The 17,661-nt window shown below is 35.6% G+C and carries 14 protein-coding genes, 2 rRNA genes and 1 pseudogene; 7 read left to right on the plus strand and 10 right to left on the minus strand.

Annotation, left to right across the window (positions count from 1 at the left end; all coding sequences use genetic code 11):
• The first annotated feature begins 103 nt into the window (after positions 1 to 103).
• Entirely contained in the window at positions 104 to 817 is a 714-nt protein-coding gene (locus tag ABWU47_RS03360) for a TerC family protein (protein ID WP_006279523.1), read from the plus strand.
• 107 nt (positions 818 to 924) lie between these two features.
• On the opposite strand, the gene guaA is transcribed toward ABWU47_RS03360, so the two are convergent.
• The 3 genes from guaA to ABWU47_RS03375 form a co-directional block, all read right to left on the minus strand.
• Positions 925 to 2,487: a glutamine-hydrolyzing GMP synthase gene (gene guaA, locus ABWU47_RS03365; protein ID WP_006279524.1), complete on the minus strand. Its 1,563-nt coding sequence runs from the start codon at positions 2,485 to 2,487 to the stop codon at positions 925 to 927.
• Between the two features lie 882 nt (positions 2,488 to 3,369).
• Positions 3,370 to 5,154 (minus strand): ribonucleoside-diphosphate reductase subunit alpha, encoded by a 1,785-nt coding sequence (locus ABWU47_RS03370; RefSeq protein ID WP_353285761.1) that lies wholly within the window; start codon positions 5,152 to 5,154, stop codon positions 3,370 to 3,372.
• Between the two features lie 58 nt (positions 5,155 to 5,212).
• Entirely contained in the window at positions 5,213 to 6,289 is a 1,077-nt protein-coding gene (locus ABWU47_RS03375; protein WP_006279417.1) for a methyltransferase domain-containing protein, read from the minus strand.
• Between the two features lie 335 nt (positions 6,290 to 6,624).
• Between ABWU47_RS03375 and ABWU47_RS03380 the strand changes: the two genes are divergently transcribed.
• The 3 genes from ABWU47_RS03380 to ABWU47_RS03390 all read left to right on the plus strand — a co-directional run bounded on the left by ABWU47_RS03380 (position 6,625) and on the right by ABWU47_RS03390 (position 11,075).
• Positions 6,625 to 9,390 (plus strand): 23S ribosomal RNA (locus ABWU47_RS03380).
• A gap of 66 nt (positions 9,391 to 9,456) precedes the next feature.
• Positions 9,457 to 9,563: ribosomal RNA gene (gene rrf, locus ABWU47_RS03385) — 5S ribosomal RNA — on the plus strand.
• Positions 9,564 to 9,692: 129 nt separating this feature from the next.
• Positions 9,693 to 11,075 carry an IS66-like element ISWen3 family transposase gene (locus tag ABWU47_RS03390; protein WP_353285577.1) on the plus strand — a complete coding sequence of 461 codons (1,383 nt, stop codon included), beginning with the start codon at positions 9,693 to 9,695 and terminating at the stop codon, positions 11,073 to 11,075.
• A 63-nt stretch (positions 11,076 to 11,138) separates the two neighbouring features.
• On the opposite strand, the gene ABWU47_RS03395 is transcribed toward ABWU47_RS03390, so the two are convergent.
• From ABWU47_RS03395 to rpmH, 3 genes and pseudogenes are all read right to left on the minus strand, one after another.
• On the minus strand, positions 11,139 to 11,402 hold the full coding sequence (locus ABWU47_RS03395) for a hypothetical protein (protein ID WP_077188558.1): 264 nt from the start codon (positions 11,400 to 11,402) through the stop codon (positions 11,139 to 11,141).
• An 86-nt stretch (positions 11,403 to 11,488) separates the two neighbouring features.
• Positions 11,489 to 11,764, minus strand: a pseudogene (rnpA, locus tag ABWU47_RS03400) (ribonuclease P protein component); the annotation flags it as partial.
• Positions 11,765 to 11,831: 67 nt separating this feature from the next.
• The gene (gene rpmH / locus ABWU47_RS03405; RefSeq protein WP_006279898.1) at positions 11,832 to 11,966 is read right to left on the minus strand and encodes a 50S ribosomal protein L34; all 135 of its coding nucleotides are present in this window, start codon (positions 11,964 to 11,966) and stop codon (positions 11,832 to 11,834) included.
• A gap of 107 nt (positions 11,967 to 12,073) precedes the next feature.
• Here rpmH and pstC point away from each other — a divergent pair, with 107 nt between their 5' ends.
• From pstC to ABWU47_RS03420, 3 genes are all read left to right on the plus strand, one after another.
• Positions 12,074 to 13,162 (plus strand): phosphate ABC transporter permease subunit PstC, encoded by a 1,089-nt coding sequence (pstC, locus tag ABWU47_RS03410; protein ID WP_038199744.1) that lies wholly within the window; start codon positions 12,074 to 12,076, stop codon positions 13,160 to 13,162.
• A gap of 101 nt (positions 13,163 to 13,263) precedes the next feature.
• Entirely contained in the window at positions 13,264 to 14,691 is a 1,428-nt protein-coding gene (gene atpD / locus ABWU47_RS03415; RefSeq protein ID WP_010962432.1) for a F0F1 ATP synthase subunit beta, read from the plus strand.
• Positions 14,692 to 14,703: 12 nt separating this feature from the next.
• Positions 14,704 to 15,048, plus strand: coding sequence for a F0F1 ATP synthase subunit epsilon (locus ABWU47_RS03420; RefSeq protein ID WP_006279902.1), 345 nt, complete (start codon positions 14,704 to 14,706; stop codon positions 15,046 to 15,048).
• Positions 15,049 to 15,699: 651 nt separating this feature from the next.
• On the opposite strand, the gene ABWU47_RS03425 is transcribed toward ABWU47_RS03420, so the two are convergent.
• The 4 genes from ABWU47_RS03425 to ABWU47_RS03440 all read right to left on the minus strand — a co-directional run bounded on the left by ABWU47_RS03425 (position 15,700) and on the right by ABWU47_RS03440 (position 17,414).
• Entirely contained in the window at positions 15,700 to 15,870 is a 171-nt protein-coding gene (locus ABWU47_RS03425; protein WP_080717647.1) for a DDE-type integrase/transposase/recombinase, read from the minus strand.
• A 462-nt stretch (positions 15,871 to 16,332) separates the two neighbouring features.
• Entirely contained in the window at positions 16,333 to 16,467 is a 135-nt protein-coding gene (locus ABWU47_RS03430) for a hypothetical protein (RefSeq protein ID WP_007548509.1), read from the minus strand.
• On the minus strand, positions 16,464 to 16,598 hold the full coding sequence (locus ABWU47_RS03435) for an IS3 family transposase (RefSeq protein WP_007548354.1): 135 nt from the start codon (positions 16,596 to 16,598) through the stop codon (positions 16,464 to 16,466). Before ABWU47_RS03435 ends, ABWU47_RS03430 begins: the two co-directional genes overlap by 4 nt.
• 105 nt (positions 16,599 to 16,703) lie before the next feature.
• Positions 16,704 to 17,414 carry a class II aldolase/adducin family protein gene (locus ABWU47_RS03440; RefSeq protein WP_077188560.1) on the minus strand — a complete coding sequence of 237 codons (711 nt, stop codon included), beginning with the start codon at positions 17,412 to 17,414 and terminating at the stop codon, positions 16,704 to 16,706.
• Between the last annotated feature and the right edge of the window lie 247 nt (positions 17,415 to 17,661).

Raw genomic sequence — 17,661 nt, forward strand, 5'->3', positions numbered from 1 at the left:
ATATATCCTGTTTTTCTGGAGAACTGCTATAAAACTTCTGAGTGAAGTCACTTAATTTTTACACATCTATTGTAGAGTAAGAAGAACCGAATTTGAAACAAAAATGCTAACTGATGCTTGGACTTTACTGACACTTACACTACTTGAAACTATACTTAGTGTAGACAATTTAATCTTTATTTCTCTAGCAATAGATAAGGTACCAAATGCGCTGAGAGAAAGAGTGCGCCTTATGGGCCTTGGATTAGCACTATTAATGCGTTTTGTAATACTATTTTTTACATCATCTATATTATCAATGCAAAAACCTATATTTCACACTGCATCAGCAAGGGATTTACTTATGATCGCAGGGGGATTATTCCTTATTGTTAAGAGCTCTATGGAGTTACGGGATGACATCTTTGTATGTAAGAAAAATAAAAAGAAAGCAAACGTTAAATCAAAATTTTTTTTAGTTGTGCTACAAATTATATTAATAGATTTAGTTTTTTCGGTTGATTCGATATTAACTGCTATAGCACTAACTTATAACATGGTAATAATTGCTACAGCATTTACATTTTCCATGCTAGCAATGCTGTTTTTATCAAGTTATACCGCCCAGTTAATCAAATCTAACCCAGGGTTAAAAATAATCGCCATTTTATTTATTTTACTTGTCGGTGTGTACCTCATGCTTCATGGATTTCATATAGAATTACCAAAAGGATATTTGTATTCTTCATTTATGTTTGCACTGCTTGTGGAAATTATAAGCAAAATAAAGAAAATTAACCGTCATACCGCGATTCATTCGCGGTATCTCAGCCGCTAACAAGCAGCGGGATGACGAGGTTATCGTCATGTTGCCGCGAACTGTCATACCGCGATTCATTCGCGGTATCTCTAGATCCAGCTAACAAGCAGCGGGATCTTTTTGATTTACTCCCACTCAATAGTTGCGGGTGGTTTAGAAGTGATATCATAAACAACTCTATTTACTCCGGGAACATTATTAACAATTATACTGCCGACATTGCGTAAAAAATCCCAAAATACTAGCAAGTGTTGATCCTTATCTTCAAATGGAAATGCATCGGCTGTCATACCATCAGATGATGTTACAGCCCTTAAAGCACAAACATATCCATACGTACGACCATCTCCCATAACGCCTACAGTTTTTATTGGTAATAATACAGCAAAAGCTTGCCATATCTTATCATATAGATCGTAATTTTTCATCGTATTAATATATATTTCATCTACTTCTTGCAATATTCGCACCTTTTCTTCATCGACTTCACTTATAATCCTCACTGCAAGTCCAGGTCCAGGAAATGGATGTTGAAATATTATCTCATCTGAAAGCCCAATTTCTTTTCCAAGTAGCCTTACCTCATCTTTAAAGAGGTAGCGTAAAGGCTCCACTAGCTTCAGGTTCATCTTTTCTGGCAACCCACCAACATTATGGTGAGACTTAATTGTACTAGTGTTGTTTGAGGCATGCCCTGACTCAACTACATCAGAGTAGATGGTACCTTGCATCAAAAAATCCACATCACCTATTTTTTTTGCTTCTTCTTCAAACACTTCAACAAAAGTGTTACCGATAATTTTTCGCTTTTCTTCTGGATCAGTTATTCCCTTCAACCTACTCAAAAATAAATTTGATTTATCAACGTAATTTATCGGAATCTCTTTCAACATAGCGATGGTTTGGTTCTTGCGTAACAACCCAGTATCGATAAAAATACAGTTCAATTGTTTTCCTATAGCTTTATGTGTGAGAGCCGCTGCAACGCTTGAATCAACCCCACCACTTACTGCAGCGATTACTTTTTTCTCTCCTACTACATTTTTGATTTTTTCCTTTTGCTCCTCAATAAACGACTTCATTGTCCAGTCTCTTTTGCAATTTGCAATATCCAAGAAGTTAGAGAGCAATTTACTGCCATTTGTTGTGGGCTTAACCTCAGGATGGAACTGAGTACAGTAAATCTTCCGCTGTTCGTTGACAATCATTGCAATTGTTTGATTTATCACACCTGATGCGATAACAGTAAATCCCTGTGGTATAGTATCAACACTGTCCGCATGGTTCATTAATACATCCACTTCAGAATTAACATCCCAGGTATCCTTTACAATGGGGGATTCTTTTAGTATCTTGATTTTAGTTCTACCAAACTCCTGTTTGAAACTCTCTTTTACTTTTGCTCCAAAATAATGACAAATGAGTTGCTGTCCATAGCATATTCCAAGTATAGGAACGCTTGTTGCCTCATTAAGTTTTATAATTTCATGTACTACTCTACTTGTTTCAGAACAATCATCATTTACAGATTGTGGTCCTCCAGAGAGAATAAACCCATTGAATTTTGATATTGTTTCAAAACTGATGTTGCTTGGAAATATCTCACAATAAACACCCATTCCTCTTACTTGTCTTGCGATAAGCTGTGTAAACTGTGAACCAAAATCAATAATGGCAATTGCTGACAATTTGCTCCTCCATATTATTTAAAATGATATCTGATAATAAAGAAAATAATGGAGTAAGTAAACCAAGACCTGTTTAAAAGCTTTAACGCGTGGTACAAGTTAGCTATATAGCTAATTTTCCTACACCATACCGCTGCGGCGCTAACTAGTAGCGGAATGACAGCAATCTACGTCATACCGCCGCAGTATCTCAGCCGCTAACAAGTAGCGGGATTATCTTCATGCTGCCACGAACCGTCATACCACCGCGAACCGTCATACCGCGATTCATTCGCGGTATCTTGGCAATAGATCCCGCTAACAAGTAGCGGGATAACGATTGTCGTTTAGCCATAAATGTTTAAGAAATTTACCAAATGAAAAAAAAGGCAAAAGAAGCCCCGTAGTTGGCTAATTACTTACATTATACTTTCAAGTATGGCGTTTTTTTATTCTAAACGCTTAATAACCGCGACTCAGCTGCTTTTAAATGCAACTAACCTTAGCTATAAATGTTTAAGAAATTTACTAAACAGAAAAAAAGGCAAAAGAAACCCTAGGGTAGCTAGTTATTCACTATCCATTTTTTAAGTTGGCGTTTTTTTATGTTTTAAACGCTTTATAAGCGCGTTTCAGCTTATGTAGGTAGAAGTTTTATAAAGACATAAGGTGCACATAGTGCAAAAAATTAAACATGAGACGCCAGATACGTGAGTTTTTTTGTCATTTAATCTGTACAGAGAAGATAAATAAATAGCCTCAATTTTATGATAAGAGGGCTGGCGGAGTTTGTCAAGAAAGTTTTTTCGTTTCTATTCCCAATAAAAGTGCGTTATATGGTTATGCAAGAAGTCTATTTACCCATTTGCTTAACTTTCTCTCTACTTTTTCTGAGTAAGGCCGCTATTGGCATGACAGACATTCATCGTAGTCAATATCTGTTTTTTGTTGCAATATTTCACTTTTTTTGAATATGTCATGCGAGACCTTATCGGCTCTCTGCATTGATTGTGATCTGCAGTAATATAAGCTCTTCAATCCTTTTTTCCAAGCAAGCATGTGTATTTTGTGCAAGTAACGTTTATGTACGTTGGCAGGTAAGAACAGATTTACTGATTGAGATTGACAAATATACGAAGTTCTATTACTTGCATGTTCTATAATCCATCTTTGGTCAAGCTCGTACGCTGTTTTAAATGTCAATTTTTCATGCTCACTAAGAAAATCTAAATGCTGAACGGAACCCTCGTTTGTTGAAATTGAAGACCATATTTTATCATCGTCTTGATTTTTTTCTGCTAATAGTTTTTGCAAGAATTTATTTCGCACTACAAATGAGCCTGTAAGTGTCTTTTGTATGAATACGTTTGCTGCGTATGGTTCTATTCCAGGGGAGGTATTACCTGCAATAATGGAGATCGAGGCAGTAGGAGCAATAGCGAGTTTGTGTGTAAACCTTTCCATTAGATCAACTTCTTTGGCATCAGGACATGCTCCCTTTTCTTCTGCTAATTTTTTAGAAACTATATCTGCTTGCTCGCGTAAATACTTAAATATTTTTTTATTCCATTGTTGTGCTGTTACTGATTCAAAAGGAACCATTTTGCTTTGTAAAAATGAATGAAAGCCCATCACACCAAGACCAATACTGCGTTCTCTGGCTGCAGAATATTTTGCTCGCTGCATTTCATTCGGTGCTTTATTTATGAAATCTTCCAATACATTATCAAGAAAGCGCATTATATCTTCTATGAAGAGTTTATTGTCTTTCCATTCTTCGTAGTACTCAAGGTTTACGGATGATAGACAACACACAGCAGTGCGTGACTTATTCAGGTGATCATAACCTGTGGTTAAAGTTATTTCACTGCATAGATTTGACATCTTGATGTCTAAGTTGAGCTTTTTGTAAGATTCTGGCTTATTGTTATTTGTTGCATCAAGGAAAATAATGTAAGGTTCTCCAGTTTCAACTCTTGCTGTTAATATTTTGATCCATATATCCCGCGCTTTTACAGTTGAAATAACCTTATTGTTGTGAGGGCTTATTAAATTCCATTCTTGATCATTCTCAACAGCCTGCATAAATTTATCTGTTACTATTACAGCATGATGTATATTTAACGCTTTGCGATTTGGGTCACCGCCTGTTGGCTTGCGTAAATCTAGAAACTCTTCTATCTCCGGATGAGATACAGGAAGGTAGACTGCTGAACTTCCTCGCCTTAGGGATCCCTGACTAATTGCAAGCGTTAGAGCATTTTGCACTACAATAAATGGAACAATTCCTGATGTTTTGCCGCTACCCTTTACGCTTTCGCCTATTGAGCGTAAATTTCCCCAATAACTACCTATGCCTCCTCCACGTGCAGCAAGCCAAACATTTTCGTTCCATAGATCAACTATTCCCTGCAAGCTGTCTTCGGTTTCATTAAGAAAGCAAGAGATAGGTAACCCTCTCTTAGTGCCACCATTGCTGAGTATTGGTGTTGAAGGCATGAACCACAAGTTGCTCATGTAGTCATAAAGACGCTGCGCATGTTCTTTATTATCAGAATAGTAATTAGCAATACGTGCAAAGAGGTCTTGATAACTTTCATTTTCTATTAAATACCTGTCTGATAGAACTGCTTTTCCAAAGTCGGTTAATTTGCTGTCCTTTGCGTAATTAATGGTAATGTTATTCATAAAGTTCCTTTTATTCTTTTATTATATATAGATACTTAAAAGTCATTTTGAGCGATTTTTAAGTTAGGTTTTTCGGACTTTCTTGTTGATGCTGTAATGCAAACAAGATACCGTCAACCTGACTGCCATATATTTTACAGTAACTCATATAACTTATTTGCATATTTATTTCTTTTGCAACATGTTGAACATAACTTTCTGAGTGACGAAAATAGTCTCCTTTATTTACAAAGTCAATACCTTCACCTTCCTTTCTTCTTATTAAACATACAATAACCCCTTTTTTGCTCGTAGATCTTTTTGCTAATTCCAATTCTTCTTGAAAGTCATGTAGATAATGTAGCACTTCAGCAAAGATAATTACATCATACTGCTGGTTTTTCTCTTGTTTAAGAAACTCTTTCATTTCCATATGTATTAATTCATTGTAAACAGGCTTACCTTTTATAAAGCATCCTCTTGCGATATTTAGCATTCTACTTGAAATGTCAATTCCTGTTATATGGTTTCCAATACCATTTATTTTCAAGAAATGACCACATATTCCAGTTCCACAACCAAGGTCGAGTATATTGAGCTCAGAAGTGGAGTTGTTGAAGATTTTTGTAATTATCATGTGTACAAGTTCATGCCCTCTATATTGTTTGGCAATCAACCAATGCTCAACAAAATATTCACCTGTGTAATCAAAATATTGTCTTATGAGGTTTTTTGGCAATTCTGTAATAGGCGCTGAGTTTGTCATTTTTTTTATATAGTAAGACGCCTCCTCGTGGTCATTATCTAATTTTAGTGCCCTTGTTAAATAATTATAAGCTTTGTTAGTATTCCCTACCGCAAAATGACACCTTCCGATGTTATACCAGACTATAGGTAAATGGGGGTAAAATATGCTAATTAACCAAAATCGTAACTTTGCATCTGATATGCTACCTTCATAAAAGTGATATAAACCGATTTCAATGTTGGTGTTTAACAGGTTCTTAGATTTTTTAAGAAGCACTGTCATTTCTTTATGAAGAGTATTATATTTATTCACAATGAAGTGTTTTACTTTCTTAATATTTAATACGCCAATGAGCTTAGACATACAATTTAAAGCAACGTTTTTTATAAAAGAGAGATTACTTTTCATACGTTAGAAATACTCCGAATGTTTATTATCATTTTTAGGCAATTGATTTTAACACATTTTATCTTACAAAATATCTTTTTTATTAATTTTTACTGTATATATAAGTTTACCACATATTTCTCAGATTATACTGTTTAGGATTGCTAGTATATTGTTGTTGATAATATAAGTAAATGTTTTGTGCAAAAAGGCGTTGACATATTATTTATTAGGTTATAATATATAAAAGATTAATTTAGTTTTTAGATGTTTGACAAGTTTTATGGTAGAGATTAATTTAATCTCAATTCAATTTTAATAATATTTAACTCTGCATATTCTGCATATAGTCGGATAAATAAATTATTGAGAGCACTTGATGGATGCCTTGGCGTTAAGAGGCGATGAAGGACGTGGCAGGCTGCGATAAGCTGTGGGGAATTGTCAACAAATTTTGATCCGCAGATTTCCGAATGGGGAAACCCAACTAGTTTAGCTAGTTATTACGTACTAAGTATGTAAAGCAAACTTGGTGAACTGAAATATCTAAGTAGCCAAAGGAAAAGAAATCAACCGAGATTCTGTTAGTAGTGACGAGCGAAAGCGGAAAAGGCTAGTGATTTAAGAATAAGAATTAGAATACTCTGGAAATAGTAACCATAGAAGGTGATAGTCCTGTATAAGTAGAAAGTTTTTAAATCCTTGAGTAGAGCGGGGCACGTGAAATCCTGTTTGAATATGGGGGGACCATCCTCCAAGCCTAAATACTCCTTAACGACCGATAGTGAACAAGTACCGTGAGGGAAAGGTGAAAAGAACCCCGGGAGGGGAGTGAAATAGAATCTGAAATCAAGTGCTTACAAACAGTTGGAGCTCTATATCAATTTATTGATATTTAGAGTGACAGCGTACCTTTTGCATAATGGGTCAGCGAGTTAATCTATGAAGCAAGCTTAAGCCGTTAGGTGTAGGCGTAGCGAAAGCAAGTCTGAATAGGGCGTTTTAGTTTTATGGATTAGACCCGAAACCAAGTGATCTAGTCATGACCAGATTGAAGGTGTGGTAAAACACACTGGAGGATCGAACCAGTTAATGTTGCAACATTATTGGATGAGTTGTGATTAGGGGTGAAAGGCCAATCAAACTTGGAAATAGCTGGTTCTCCGCGAAATCTATTTAGGTAGAGCGTTGTATGTATGTTGTTGGGGGTAGAGCACTGGATAGACTAGGGGGATTCACCGTCTTACCAAATCTAACTAAACTCCGAATACCAACAACTAATTATACAGCAGGCACACTACGGGTGCTAAGTCCGTGGTGAAGAGGGAAACAACCCAGATCACTATCTAAGGTCCCAAAATTACAGCTAAGTGGGGAAGGAAGTAGAAAAACCATTACAGCTAGGAGGTTGGCTTGGAAGCAGCCATCCTTTAAAGAAAGCGTAACAGCTCACTTGTCTAAATAAGTTTTTCTGCGCCGAAAATGTACCGGGGCTAAAGCTGTATACCGAAGATGTGAGTGCTTATTGATTTCGATCAATAGGCGCGGTAGCGGAGCGTTCCGTAAGTCTGTGAAGGTGGTTTGTGAAAACTGCTGGAGATATCGGAAGTGAGAATGCTGACATAAGTAGCGTAAAAGAGTGTGAAAAACACTCTCACCAAAAATCTAAGGGTTCCTACGTTAAGTTAATCTGCGTAGGGTTAGTCGGTTCCTAAGGCGAGTCCGTAAAGGAGTAGTCGATGGCAATTAGGTTAATATTCCTAAACCTCTTAAGTGTGACGGGTTTCGTATTTGTATAGATCTTATTGGATTGATCTATGCTTAAAAGAAGCTCCAGGAAATAGCACTTATATTTATGAGGCCGTACCGCAAACCGACACTGGTGGATGAGTAGAGTATACTAAGGTGTTGAAAGAATGATGTTGAAGGAACTCGGCAAATTATACCTGTAACTTCGGAAGAAGGGTAACCTGCTTTTAGGCAACTATGAGTAGGTGGCACAAAATAGGGAGTAGCGACTGTTTACTAAAAACACAGGACTCTGCAAACACGTAAGTGGAAGTATAGGGTCTGACGCCTGCCCGGTGCTGGAAGGTTAATAGGAAGGGTGCAAGCTCCGAATTGAAGCCCCAGTAAACGGCGGCCGTAACACTGACGGTCCTAAGGTAGCGAAATTCCTTGTCGGGTAAGTTCCGACCCGCACGAATGGCGTAACGATTTCTCCACTGTCTCCAACATCACTTCAGCGAAATTGAATTCCCCGTGCAGATGCGGGGTACCCGCGGTTAGACGAAGAGACCCCGTGCACCTTTACTATAGCTTTACATTGCTATTAAAAGTGTGATGTGCAGGATAGGTGGGAGACTTTGAAGTTATGGCGCTAGCTATAATGGAGTCAACCTTGAGATACCACCCTTTACACTTTTGATATCTAACTATGTTTCATTATCTGGAGCTAGGACATTGTATGGTGGGTAGTTTGACTGGGGCGGTCGCCTCCTAAAAAGTAACGGAGGCGTGCGAAGGTAAGCTAGAGCTGGTCGGAAATCAGCTTGATAGTATAATGGCATAAGCTTGCCTGACTGCGAGGCTGACAAGCCAAGCAGAGACGAAAGTCGGTCATAGTGATCCGGTGATTCTGTATGGAAGGGTCATCGCTCAACGGATAAAAGGTACGCCGGGGATAACAGGCTGATGGTGTTCGAGCGTTCATAGCGACGACACCGTTTGGCACCTCGATGTCGACTCATCACATCCTGGGGCTGAAGAAGGTCCCAAGGGTTCGGCTGTTCGCCGATTAAAGTGATACGTGAGTTGGGTTTAGAACGTCGTGAGACAGTTCGGTTTCTATCTGCCGTGGGTGAAGGAAATTTGAGAAGGTCTGACTCTAGTACGAGAGGACCGAGATGGATATACCTCTGGTGTACCAGCTGTTATGCCAATAGCATCGCTGGGTGGCTATGTATAGATGGGATAATTGCTGAAAGCATATAAGCAAGAAACCCTCTTCAAAAAGATTTCCCAATTAAGGCCGTGGAAGACTACCACGTTGATAGGCTAGGTGTGGAAGCATGGTAACATGTGAAGCTAACTAGTACTAATAGCCTGATTGATTTATTTGCTTTCTATATGTGTGTATGCAGTGTTAAATATTAAGTTAAAATTGTTAAGTTAGAAATTTTTATTGACTTGGTGGCTATAGCAAAAATGAACCACCCGATCTCATCTCGAACTCGGAAGTGAAACTTTTTAGCGCTGATGGTACTTGAAAAGGGAGAGTAGGTCGCCGCCAAGTTTATAAAAATTTCTTTGTTAATTAGACAGTAGGTATACTTATATTTTAACTGTATCCGTTAAGCGGAGTGGCAGAATAAGGTAGACAAGGTGATCTAAAAAGATAATCATAGAGCAAAAGTGAAATAATATGGTAAACCTTTTAGAACTTTGCAAAAATTTACAGCAAAAAATAGAAAGGTTAGAAGCAAAAATAGAAAGATTGGAAAAAGAGAATGAAAGTTTAAAAGCAGAAAATAAGGCTTTAAAGATAGAAAATGCTGAGTTAAGAGAAAGACTCGGTTTAAGCTCAAAAAATTCATCAATACCAAGTTCCAAAGAGTTGTATAAAATAAAAAAGAATAAGCCGAAAAGCGAAAGGAATATTGGCGGTCAGGTTGGTCATAAAGGAAGTTTTCGCGCCAACATGGATGCAGATAAAGTAGTAAAGATAGAGTTGCCTAATACTTGCGAATGCGGAGGAGAAATTGCAATATGTGAAAAACCATATATTCATCAGAAAGTTGATCTTCCAGAAATCAAGCCTTATGTAGTGGAATATCAGTTAGAACATGGCCGTTGTCGGAGATGCGGAAAGAGAAGAAGTAGCAAGTTACCGGAAGGTGTTACGCCAAATACATTTGGTCCAAGGGTTAAGTCAATAATTGCAGCGTTCAGCGGATTCTACAAAAATTCAAAACGCGAAATAGCGAGTGTCGTAAATGATATCTTCAATTTGAACATAAGCGTCGGTAGCATATCAAATAGTGAACATAGAGTTGCTTCAAAATGCAAAAAAATGTATGAGCAGATCGAACAAGAGATAAGTAGGAGTAAAGTTCTACATATTGATGAAACGAGCCATTATAACAAAGGTAAACTCGCTTGGTGTTGGATGTTTGCAAGCAATACGGCAAGTTTTGTAAAATTTACAGAGTCAAGAGGAATGAAAGTTTTACAAAATAGTAAATTCTGCAATCGCAATAGCTTGGTAATAACTGACAGGTATGCAGCATACAATTATTTTGCCGATAAAAACAGGCAAATCTGTTGGGCACATTTATCAAGAGATTTTGAAAGATTAGCACATAGTTGGAATATTGAAGTTAAAGTTCTGGGTTGTTACTTGAGAAACGTGGCCACTGAATTATTTGCACTAAAAAAAGCTTTACTAAAAAGTGAGATAGATGTTTTGAGGTTTGTCAGACGTGCCAGAAAATTAAGAAAACGTACAAAGTATTACTTGAAGGAGATATCTCGTTTACCTGAAGCAATTGGAGCCTCTCGAGTTGCAAAAAATGTTCTGAGATCTGAAAGAATGATGTGGAAATTTTTAGATGACCCAGAAAATATTCCGCTGACAAATAACCACGCTGAACGGCAAATTCGGCATTATGTCGTTTATCGCAAAAACTCATATTTTACACAATCAAAGCGGGGAAATACATTCCTTGAGCGGATAATTTCATTATACTTAATTTGGAAACAAAGGGGTCTCAATCCTTTCCAAAATCTCCTATCTATTGTTTCTTAAACCACTCTCCTGAACGGATACTTTTAACTTTCTTGTTTTGTTACTATTCTTTAAGTTTTTACTTTAACTACGATATCTTTTTTTTCTTATATGTTCTTGGTCATTTTCTACATTATTTAGCATTGTTCCTACTTCCCCTAATTGATTCCCTTTTGAAGGAGAATTACTGATTTCTGGTAATATTACATTACCTCCCACTTTTTTAAATAATTCTTCTTGTTGGCGAAATGCTGACCTCCAATCTGTTCCTGTTCCTTTAGGAAGAAATAAGAATTGATACATCTGACCAAAGCCTGTGTTATTTACCTCTTTTATATGCTCTACCACTCACCACACCCATTAACTATTTTTAAAAATTTTACCTATATTATCATAAAAAATATAGTTGTAAATACCTTAATTGAGATTTTTTTTTATTTTATCTTTTTTAAGCAAATAGTTAGATCTTTTTGTAAATTTTTATAACTTGCTTGCATAATGTTTCTATGAGTTAGTATTATGTAGTAGTGCCCTATATTACTTATATTTAAAATGCTAATTTTAGCAAGCATTCGTAGTTGCCTTTTTATTTTATTTCTTTTTGCTGCTTTTCCGGTTTTTTTACTGATAGCCAGACCTACTCTAATAGTATGAATGTACTTCTCAGGTTCTCTTTCTTTTATAGCGTACAGTGATATATAAAGCCCACGATAAAAAAGACTGTTGAGTGCTAACTTATTTTTGAAAGCAGAAGAAAAATCTTTTTTTTTATACTTACTATGCGCATAATTTGTTACACCCTAATGAACGGCGCCTATTAAGGATTTTTCTTCCAGCTCTTGTTGCCATACGTGAACGAAATCCGTGTCTGCGCTTTCTTATCAAATTTTTTGGTTGAAATGTTCTCTTCATTGTTTTTATATTAATATAATTATTTATTTTAAATTGTTTTACTTTATTGTCAAATAATGGTGAACTTGTATGACATTTTCGTAGAATAAAATTTGATGCATGGAAGAATGAATTCGGTGATAGTCATACCTGTCTTACTAATCCTTTTATTTTGTTTTAGTAGGTTTCAAGAAGTAAATAAGGTTAAGTCTTATCTATATCTTAGTTGTGTATGGATGCTAACTTGGTTGTTAGTATTCTATAATAATTGTTTTGTAACTTTTATTTCTATAGCGTTACTTTTTTTCATGCTTGCTTTTATCTTTAAAAATAAAAGAAATAAGATAATAAAACTTTCGTTATTTGTGGCTTTGGCCATATCATTTTTTATCACTTTATTTATAATGCTGTCTATTTTTATTCAATCCATTAGTTTTTTTAATAAAGTAGCTATTTCAGAATTCTTGTTTTGCTTGAAATGGGGCCACAATGTAGTCACTATCAATGAAGAGAAGATAGGATGTTTTGGTATAGCGCCGCTTTTAGTTGGTACATTACTTATAACTATTATAGCAATGTTAGTTGTCGTTCCGCTTGGTTTATTTTCTGCAATATATATTAGTGAATATGCGAGTGAGAAAGTGCGTTATATTGTTAATACAACTTTGCAAGTTTTGTCTGCTATTCCTACGGTTGTATATGGATATTTCGCGGTTGTGTTTTTGTCTTTCTTTATAAAGCAGGTAGCAAATTTTTTTGGTTTAAGTATACACTCAGAAAGTGCCTTAGTTGCCGGTTTATCGATTGGGATAATGATTCTTCCTTTTATTATTTCTTTACTCGAAGATGCCATAAGATCTGTTCCAAAAAGCTTGCGTTATGGCTTCATGGCACTTGGTGCAACTCCAGCGGAAACTATATGGCATATAACAATACCTTATGCAATGCCTACAATTTTAAGTGCAATTTTATTGTCAATTTCAAGAGTGATAGGTGAAACAATGATTGTGCTAATGGCTGTGGGAATCAACGCAAATTTGACTTTTAACCCTCTTAATTCAGTTACTACCATTACCGTGCAGATCGCTACATTACTTACCGGAGATCAGGATTTCAATAGTGTACAAACTCTTGCTGCTTATGCGCTTAGTTTAGTATTGTTTATTATTACTTGGCTATTAAATGCATTTGCATTGTTTGTAATGAAGCGTAACTAGTAAGCGTTTTAATGTTGCAAAATTTCTATTAATAATATAAAATTTATTTTCTTTAGAAGTTCTTTTATGGAATTATAGTGTTAGGTGATAAAAATAAAGAGATGAATATAGGTAGAGCGATTAAGGTAACTCAAGCAGTTGTTGATATAAAATTTGAAGGTGAATTGCCTAAAATATTTAATGCTTTAAAAAGCAAACTAAAATATAAGGATAAGGAGCTGGTTTTAGAAGTTTCGCAGCATATAGGTGACAATATAGTTCGTTGTATTGCTATGGATAGCACAGATGGCATGTCAAGGGGGGATGAATTTGTTGATACAGGTGCACCAATATCGGTGCCAATTGGGCGTTCAACTTTAGGAAGGATTTTTAATGTTGTTGGAGAGCTTATAGATGAGTGTGGTCCACTGAAGGGAAAGTATAACTTAGAGCCTATACACAGAGCACCTCCAAGTTTTACTGAACAGAGAATACAGGAAGAAGTTTTAGTTACGGGAATAAAAGTTATAGATCTTCTTGCACCTTATCTTAAAGGAGGAAAAATTGGCTTATTTGGTGGAGCCGGTGTTGGTAAAACAGTCCTAATAATGGAATTAATTAATAATATAGCAAAAGCTCATAAAGGATTTTCTGTGTTTGCCGGGGTAGGGGAGAGAACGCGTGAAGGTAACGATCTTTATCACGAGATGATCACTTCAAATGTAATAAATATAAATGAGCATGAAAAATCTCAAGCTGTTTTGGTTTATGGTCAGATGAATGAGCCTCCTGGAGCAAGGGCTAGAGTTGCTTTAACAGCACTTACTATGGCAGAGTATTTTCGTGACCGTGAAAACCAAGATGTTCTATTTTTTGTGGATAATATCTTTAGATTTACACAAGCTGGTTCTGAAATTTCTGCTTTACTTGGAAGAATACCGTCAGCTGTTGGTTATCAGCCAACCCTTGCAACTGATATGGGTGCAATGCAAGAAAGAATAGCTTCAACAACTTCTGGCTCTATTACTTCTGTGCAAGCTATATATGTTCCTGCGGACGATTTGACTGATCCAGCCCCAGCAACTACATTCTCTCACCTTGATGCAACCACAGTGTTGTCAAGGCAAATAGCTGAAATGGGAATATACCCTGCTGTTGATCCACTTGATTCAACTTCTCAGTCTTTATCTGCTGAAATCATTGGTGAAGAACATTATAATGTAGCTTCTGAGGTGAAACGTATATTGCAAACTTATAAATCACTGCAAGATATTATCGCAATACTTGGTATGGATGAGCTATCTGATGAAGATAAAATTATTGTTGATAGGGCTCGTAAGATTCAGAAATTTCTTTCTCAACCTTTTCACGTTGCAGAAATATTTACTGGCATGCCTGGTAAATTTGTTTCACTTTCTGATACTGTTTCCAGTTTTAAAGGGATTGTTGAAGGCAAATATGATCACTTACCAGAGGCTGCTTTTTATATGGTGGGGAATATAGATGAAGCAATAAAAAAGGCTGAATTAATACAAGCTGAAGCTAAATAAAAGTTAAAGATTATGAATACTTTTAAAGTGCAATTTTTCTCTCCTGATGATCAAATTTCATTCAGTGGAGTGGTTTCTCTTTCAGTAACTGGGCTCGAAGGGGAGCTTATGATTTTAGCTCACCATGCTCCTTACTTAATTTATTTATTGCCTGGTATGATTACTGTTAAAATGAGTAACCAAACAGAAAAGAAGGTTGTAATTGATAGTGGCGTATTAGAAGTTGCAAATAATAATTGTAGCATTATAACAAGTCAAATTCAGGTTTTTGATCGTGCAATTCATGATGAGAAATCGTTTAAAAATAAGAGAATTAGTATATATTTAAGTTATCTTGATGAGAAGTTTCTTTCTTAGTTATTTTAGGCAAAAAGTCAATTATCATTCAAGTGGCTATAAGATTTTTGCTCAGGGGGCTCTTTTTTGTCATCCCAGAAACCCCGGGGTGTCATCCCAGTGTCGGAGTACTTTAGGTGTATGATCCCAGAGTGTGATGGTATGGGACCATACACCTAATCAAATAAAAATTAAAGAAGGAGAGTTGGTTGTAACGGTTGGAGATAACGACTTTGTTTTACCTGGAATTTACGTTGGATAAACTACAAAAAATAACAGGTAAAAATCAACGTAAATTTAAGATAAATCGATTTTATTAGTATTATCAAATCAAAATCTGTTTTTAATTAATCAATAATACTTTTTTACATATTTTCATCCCCTTTCATGGATTTTTTAATTTTATAGATGATATCTAATATTATTAGAAGCATTGTAAAATATCTTATGAGAAAAATTATAAAATATATTAGCATTATTGGTATTGCATGTTTGACCTTACCCAGAAAAAGTAGAGAGAAAGTTAAGACGTTTTTATCATGAGAATAAATTGTGCAGGAATGCAATAGTTAATAGTAGAATGTCTACGTTATTTGTTATAAAAGATTTCTATGTATTCAAATATGGCAGTTCTGGTTTGTTGAGCGAGAAGTATCAATAAGCAGCTCCCTTTTAAGTGAACTTTTCTGCAACAGAGTTATCGTAACAACAGCCCTTATGGCTCATGCTGGAAATGATGTTTTTTGTATTCAATAGAAATTGGTAATTTTGAGAGGTATACTGTGACCCTTGATCGCTATGTAACAGCAGATTTTTATCGGGTTTGCGTTTATCAACGGCCATCAATAAAGAATCTATAACTAATTATCATGTTACTCATTAACCACCATGCGTGAATATAGGTCAATTATTGCCGCCAACAACCTTCTTTAGTTTTTATGTAGGTAATCCCAAACTTTATTTGGCTGATCAGTAGTAAAATTTTGATCCAATGTGTTCGGAGCCACAACTCGGTTGCTTATTTGCTGTTTTTTATTTTTGAACCTTCGTCTAAGCTTGGTTTTAATGCCATTTTCTTGCATAACACTTTGTACTGTTTTAATTTTTGCCTAAAGCTTTTAATTCAGCGTGAATTTTAGGGGCTCCATATCTGCATTTAGAATGCTTGATGTATTTTTTGAATATCTGCTAGAAGCCCTTCTTTTGCTAATTCTTTACTGCTTTTTTCCTTAGCAACCCATACCACCAGTACAAAACCCTACATAGTTCCTGTGTTTTATAGCAATTTCTATATAAAAGAATACTTTACTCTTTTTCTTTGCCCAGGGCTTTTTTTAAGATGTCTCTTTCTCTTATTAGCTCTTTTTTTAGATCAAATCTTTCTTTGTCATAAGGAGCCTTTGCCTGGAAATGCGTATGCTCCAGACATTTTTCCATCATATTTTCTTACTTAACATACTGCCATCTATACCTAGATCTTTTGCTATTTTTGTACTTGCTTGACCTGTTTCTTTAACCAGCTTAACAGCTTCTAATTTGAATTCTGCTGTATATTCTCTTCTATTTGTCATATTTTGAAAAAACGTTTTATTTTACTCCAAAAACGTCTTAACTTTCTCTCTACTTTTTCTGGGTAAGGTCACTACTTGGATGACAGATAGTAGTGCGAAAGTCTCTTACAACTTACTTTTAATTAGTCTAACCCATGCGTGCCAATCCCTCTCACCAAGATTGCTTTCAAAAGATAGGAGATCCTTTACAGCTTTTGAGCAAATTTCTTCACTTGGAATTGATAACTCCTTATTCATTGCTAACGTTAAACATTGAGTTTTGCACGCTTGTTCTAAATGATACGTGTAAAACATTGCTTCTTGTATAGTCCGACCACACGTTATAGATCCATGATTACGCATTAACATGACAAAATTTTCTTTCAGATCAGCTATTAACCTCTTTCCTTCTGTATCGCTAAGTGCTAGGGAATTATAATTATGGTAAGAGATTTTATTGTAAAAGTGCAGTGCCCATTGACTTATAGGAAGCAGCCCATCTTTGAGAGAAGAAACCGCTACAATAGAAGGTGTATGCAAGTGAAAAATTGCTTGAATATCTTTCCTTGCTTGATAAATAAAACCATGAATTATATAGCCAGTTCTATTATATTGATATTCTTTGCCTTCAATTACATCTCCATCAAATGATACTTTCATTAACGAACGTTCATCTACTTCATCAAAACGCATACCAAACGGATAAATATAAAACGACTTTTGATCTTCAGAACGCACTGAAAGGTGAGTATATGTATGATCATCGAACTTAAGGTAGGACAAAATCTGATAGGCATAGACTAGATCCCTTTTTACTCTGCTCTTTGTTAACAACACAATCCTCTGTTAGAATCTTCTGAAGGTTTATACGCGAAAAGAGACTTGTAGTAAACTAATAAGTCTATGCCACTCTGTCTTGCTTTCTGAATACCAAACACTTTTGTGTTGTAGCTTGCTTAAAAATAGTTATCGTTATTATAGAGTTTATATACAGAATTTATGTTTTTAAATTACATAATATCTTAACTACAAAAATAATTTTCTATATAATATTTCATATGTTTTAAAGCCTCATTTTTATGTT

Source organism: Wolbachia endosymbiont (group A) of Gastracanthus pulcherrimus, from assembly GCF_964028265.1.
Lineage (GTDB): Bacteria > Pseudomonadota > Alphaproteobacteria > Rickettsiales > Anaplasmataceae > Wolbachia > Wolbachia pipientis.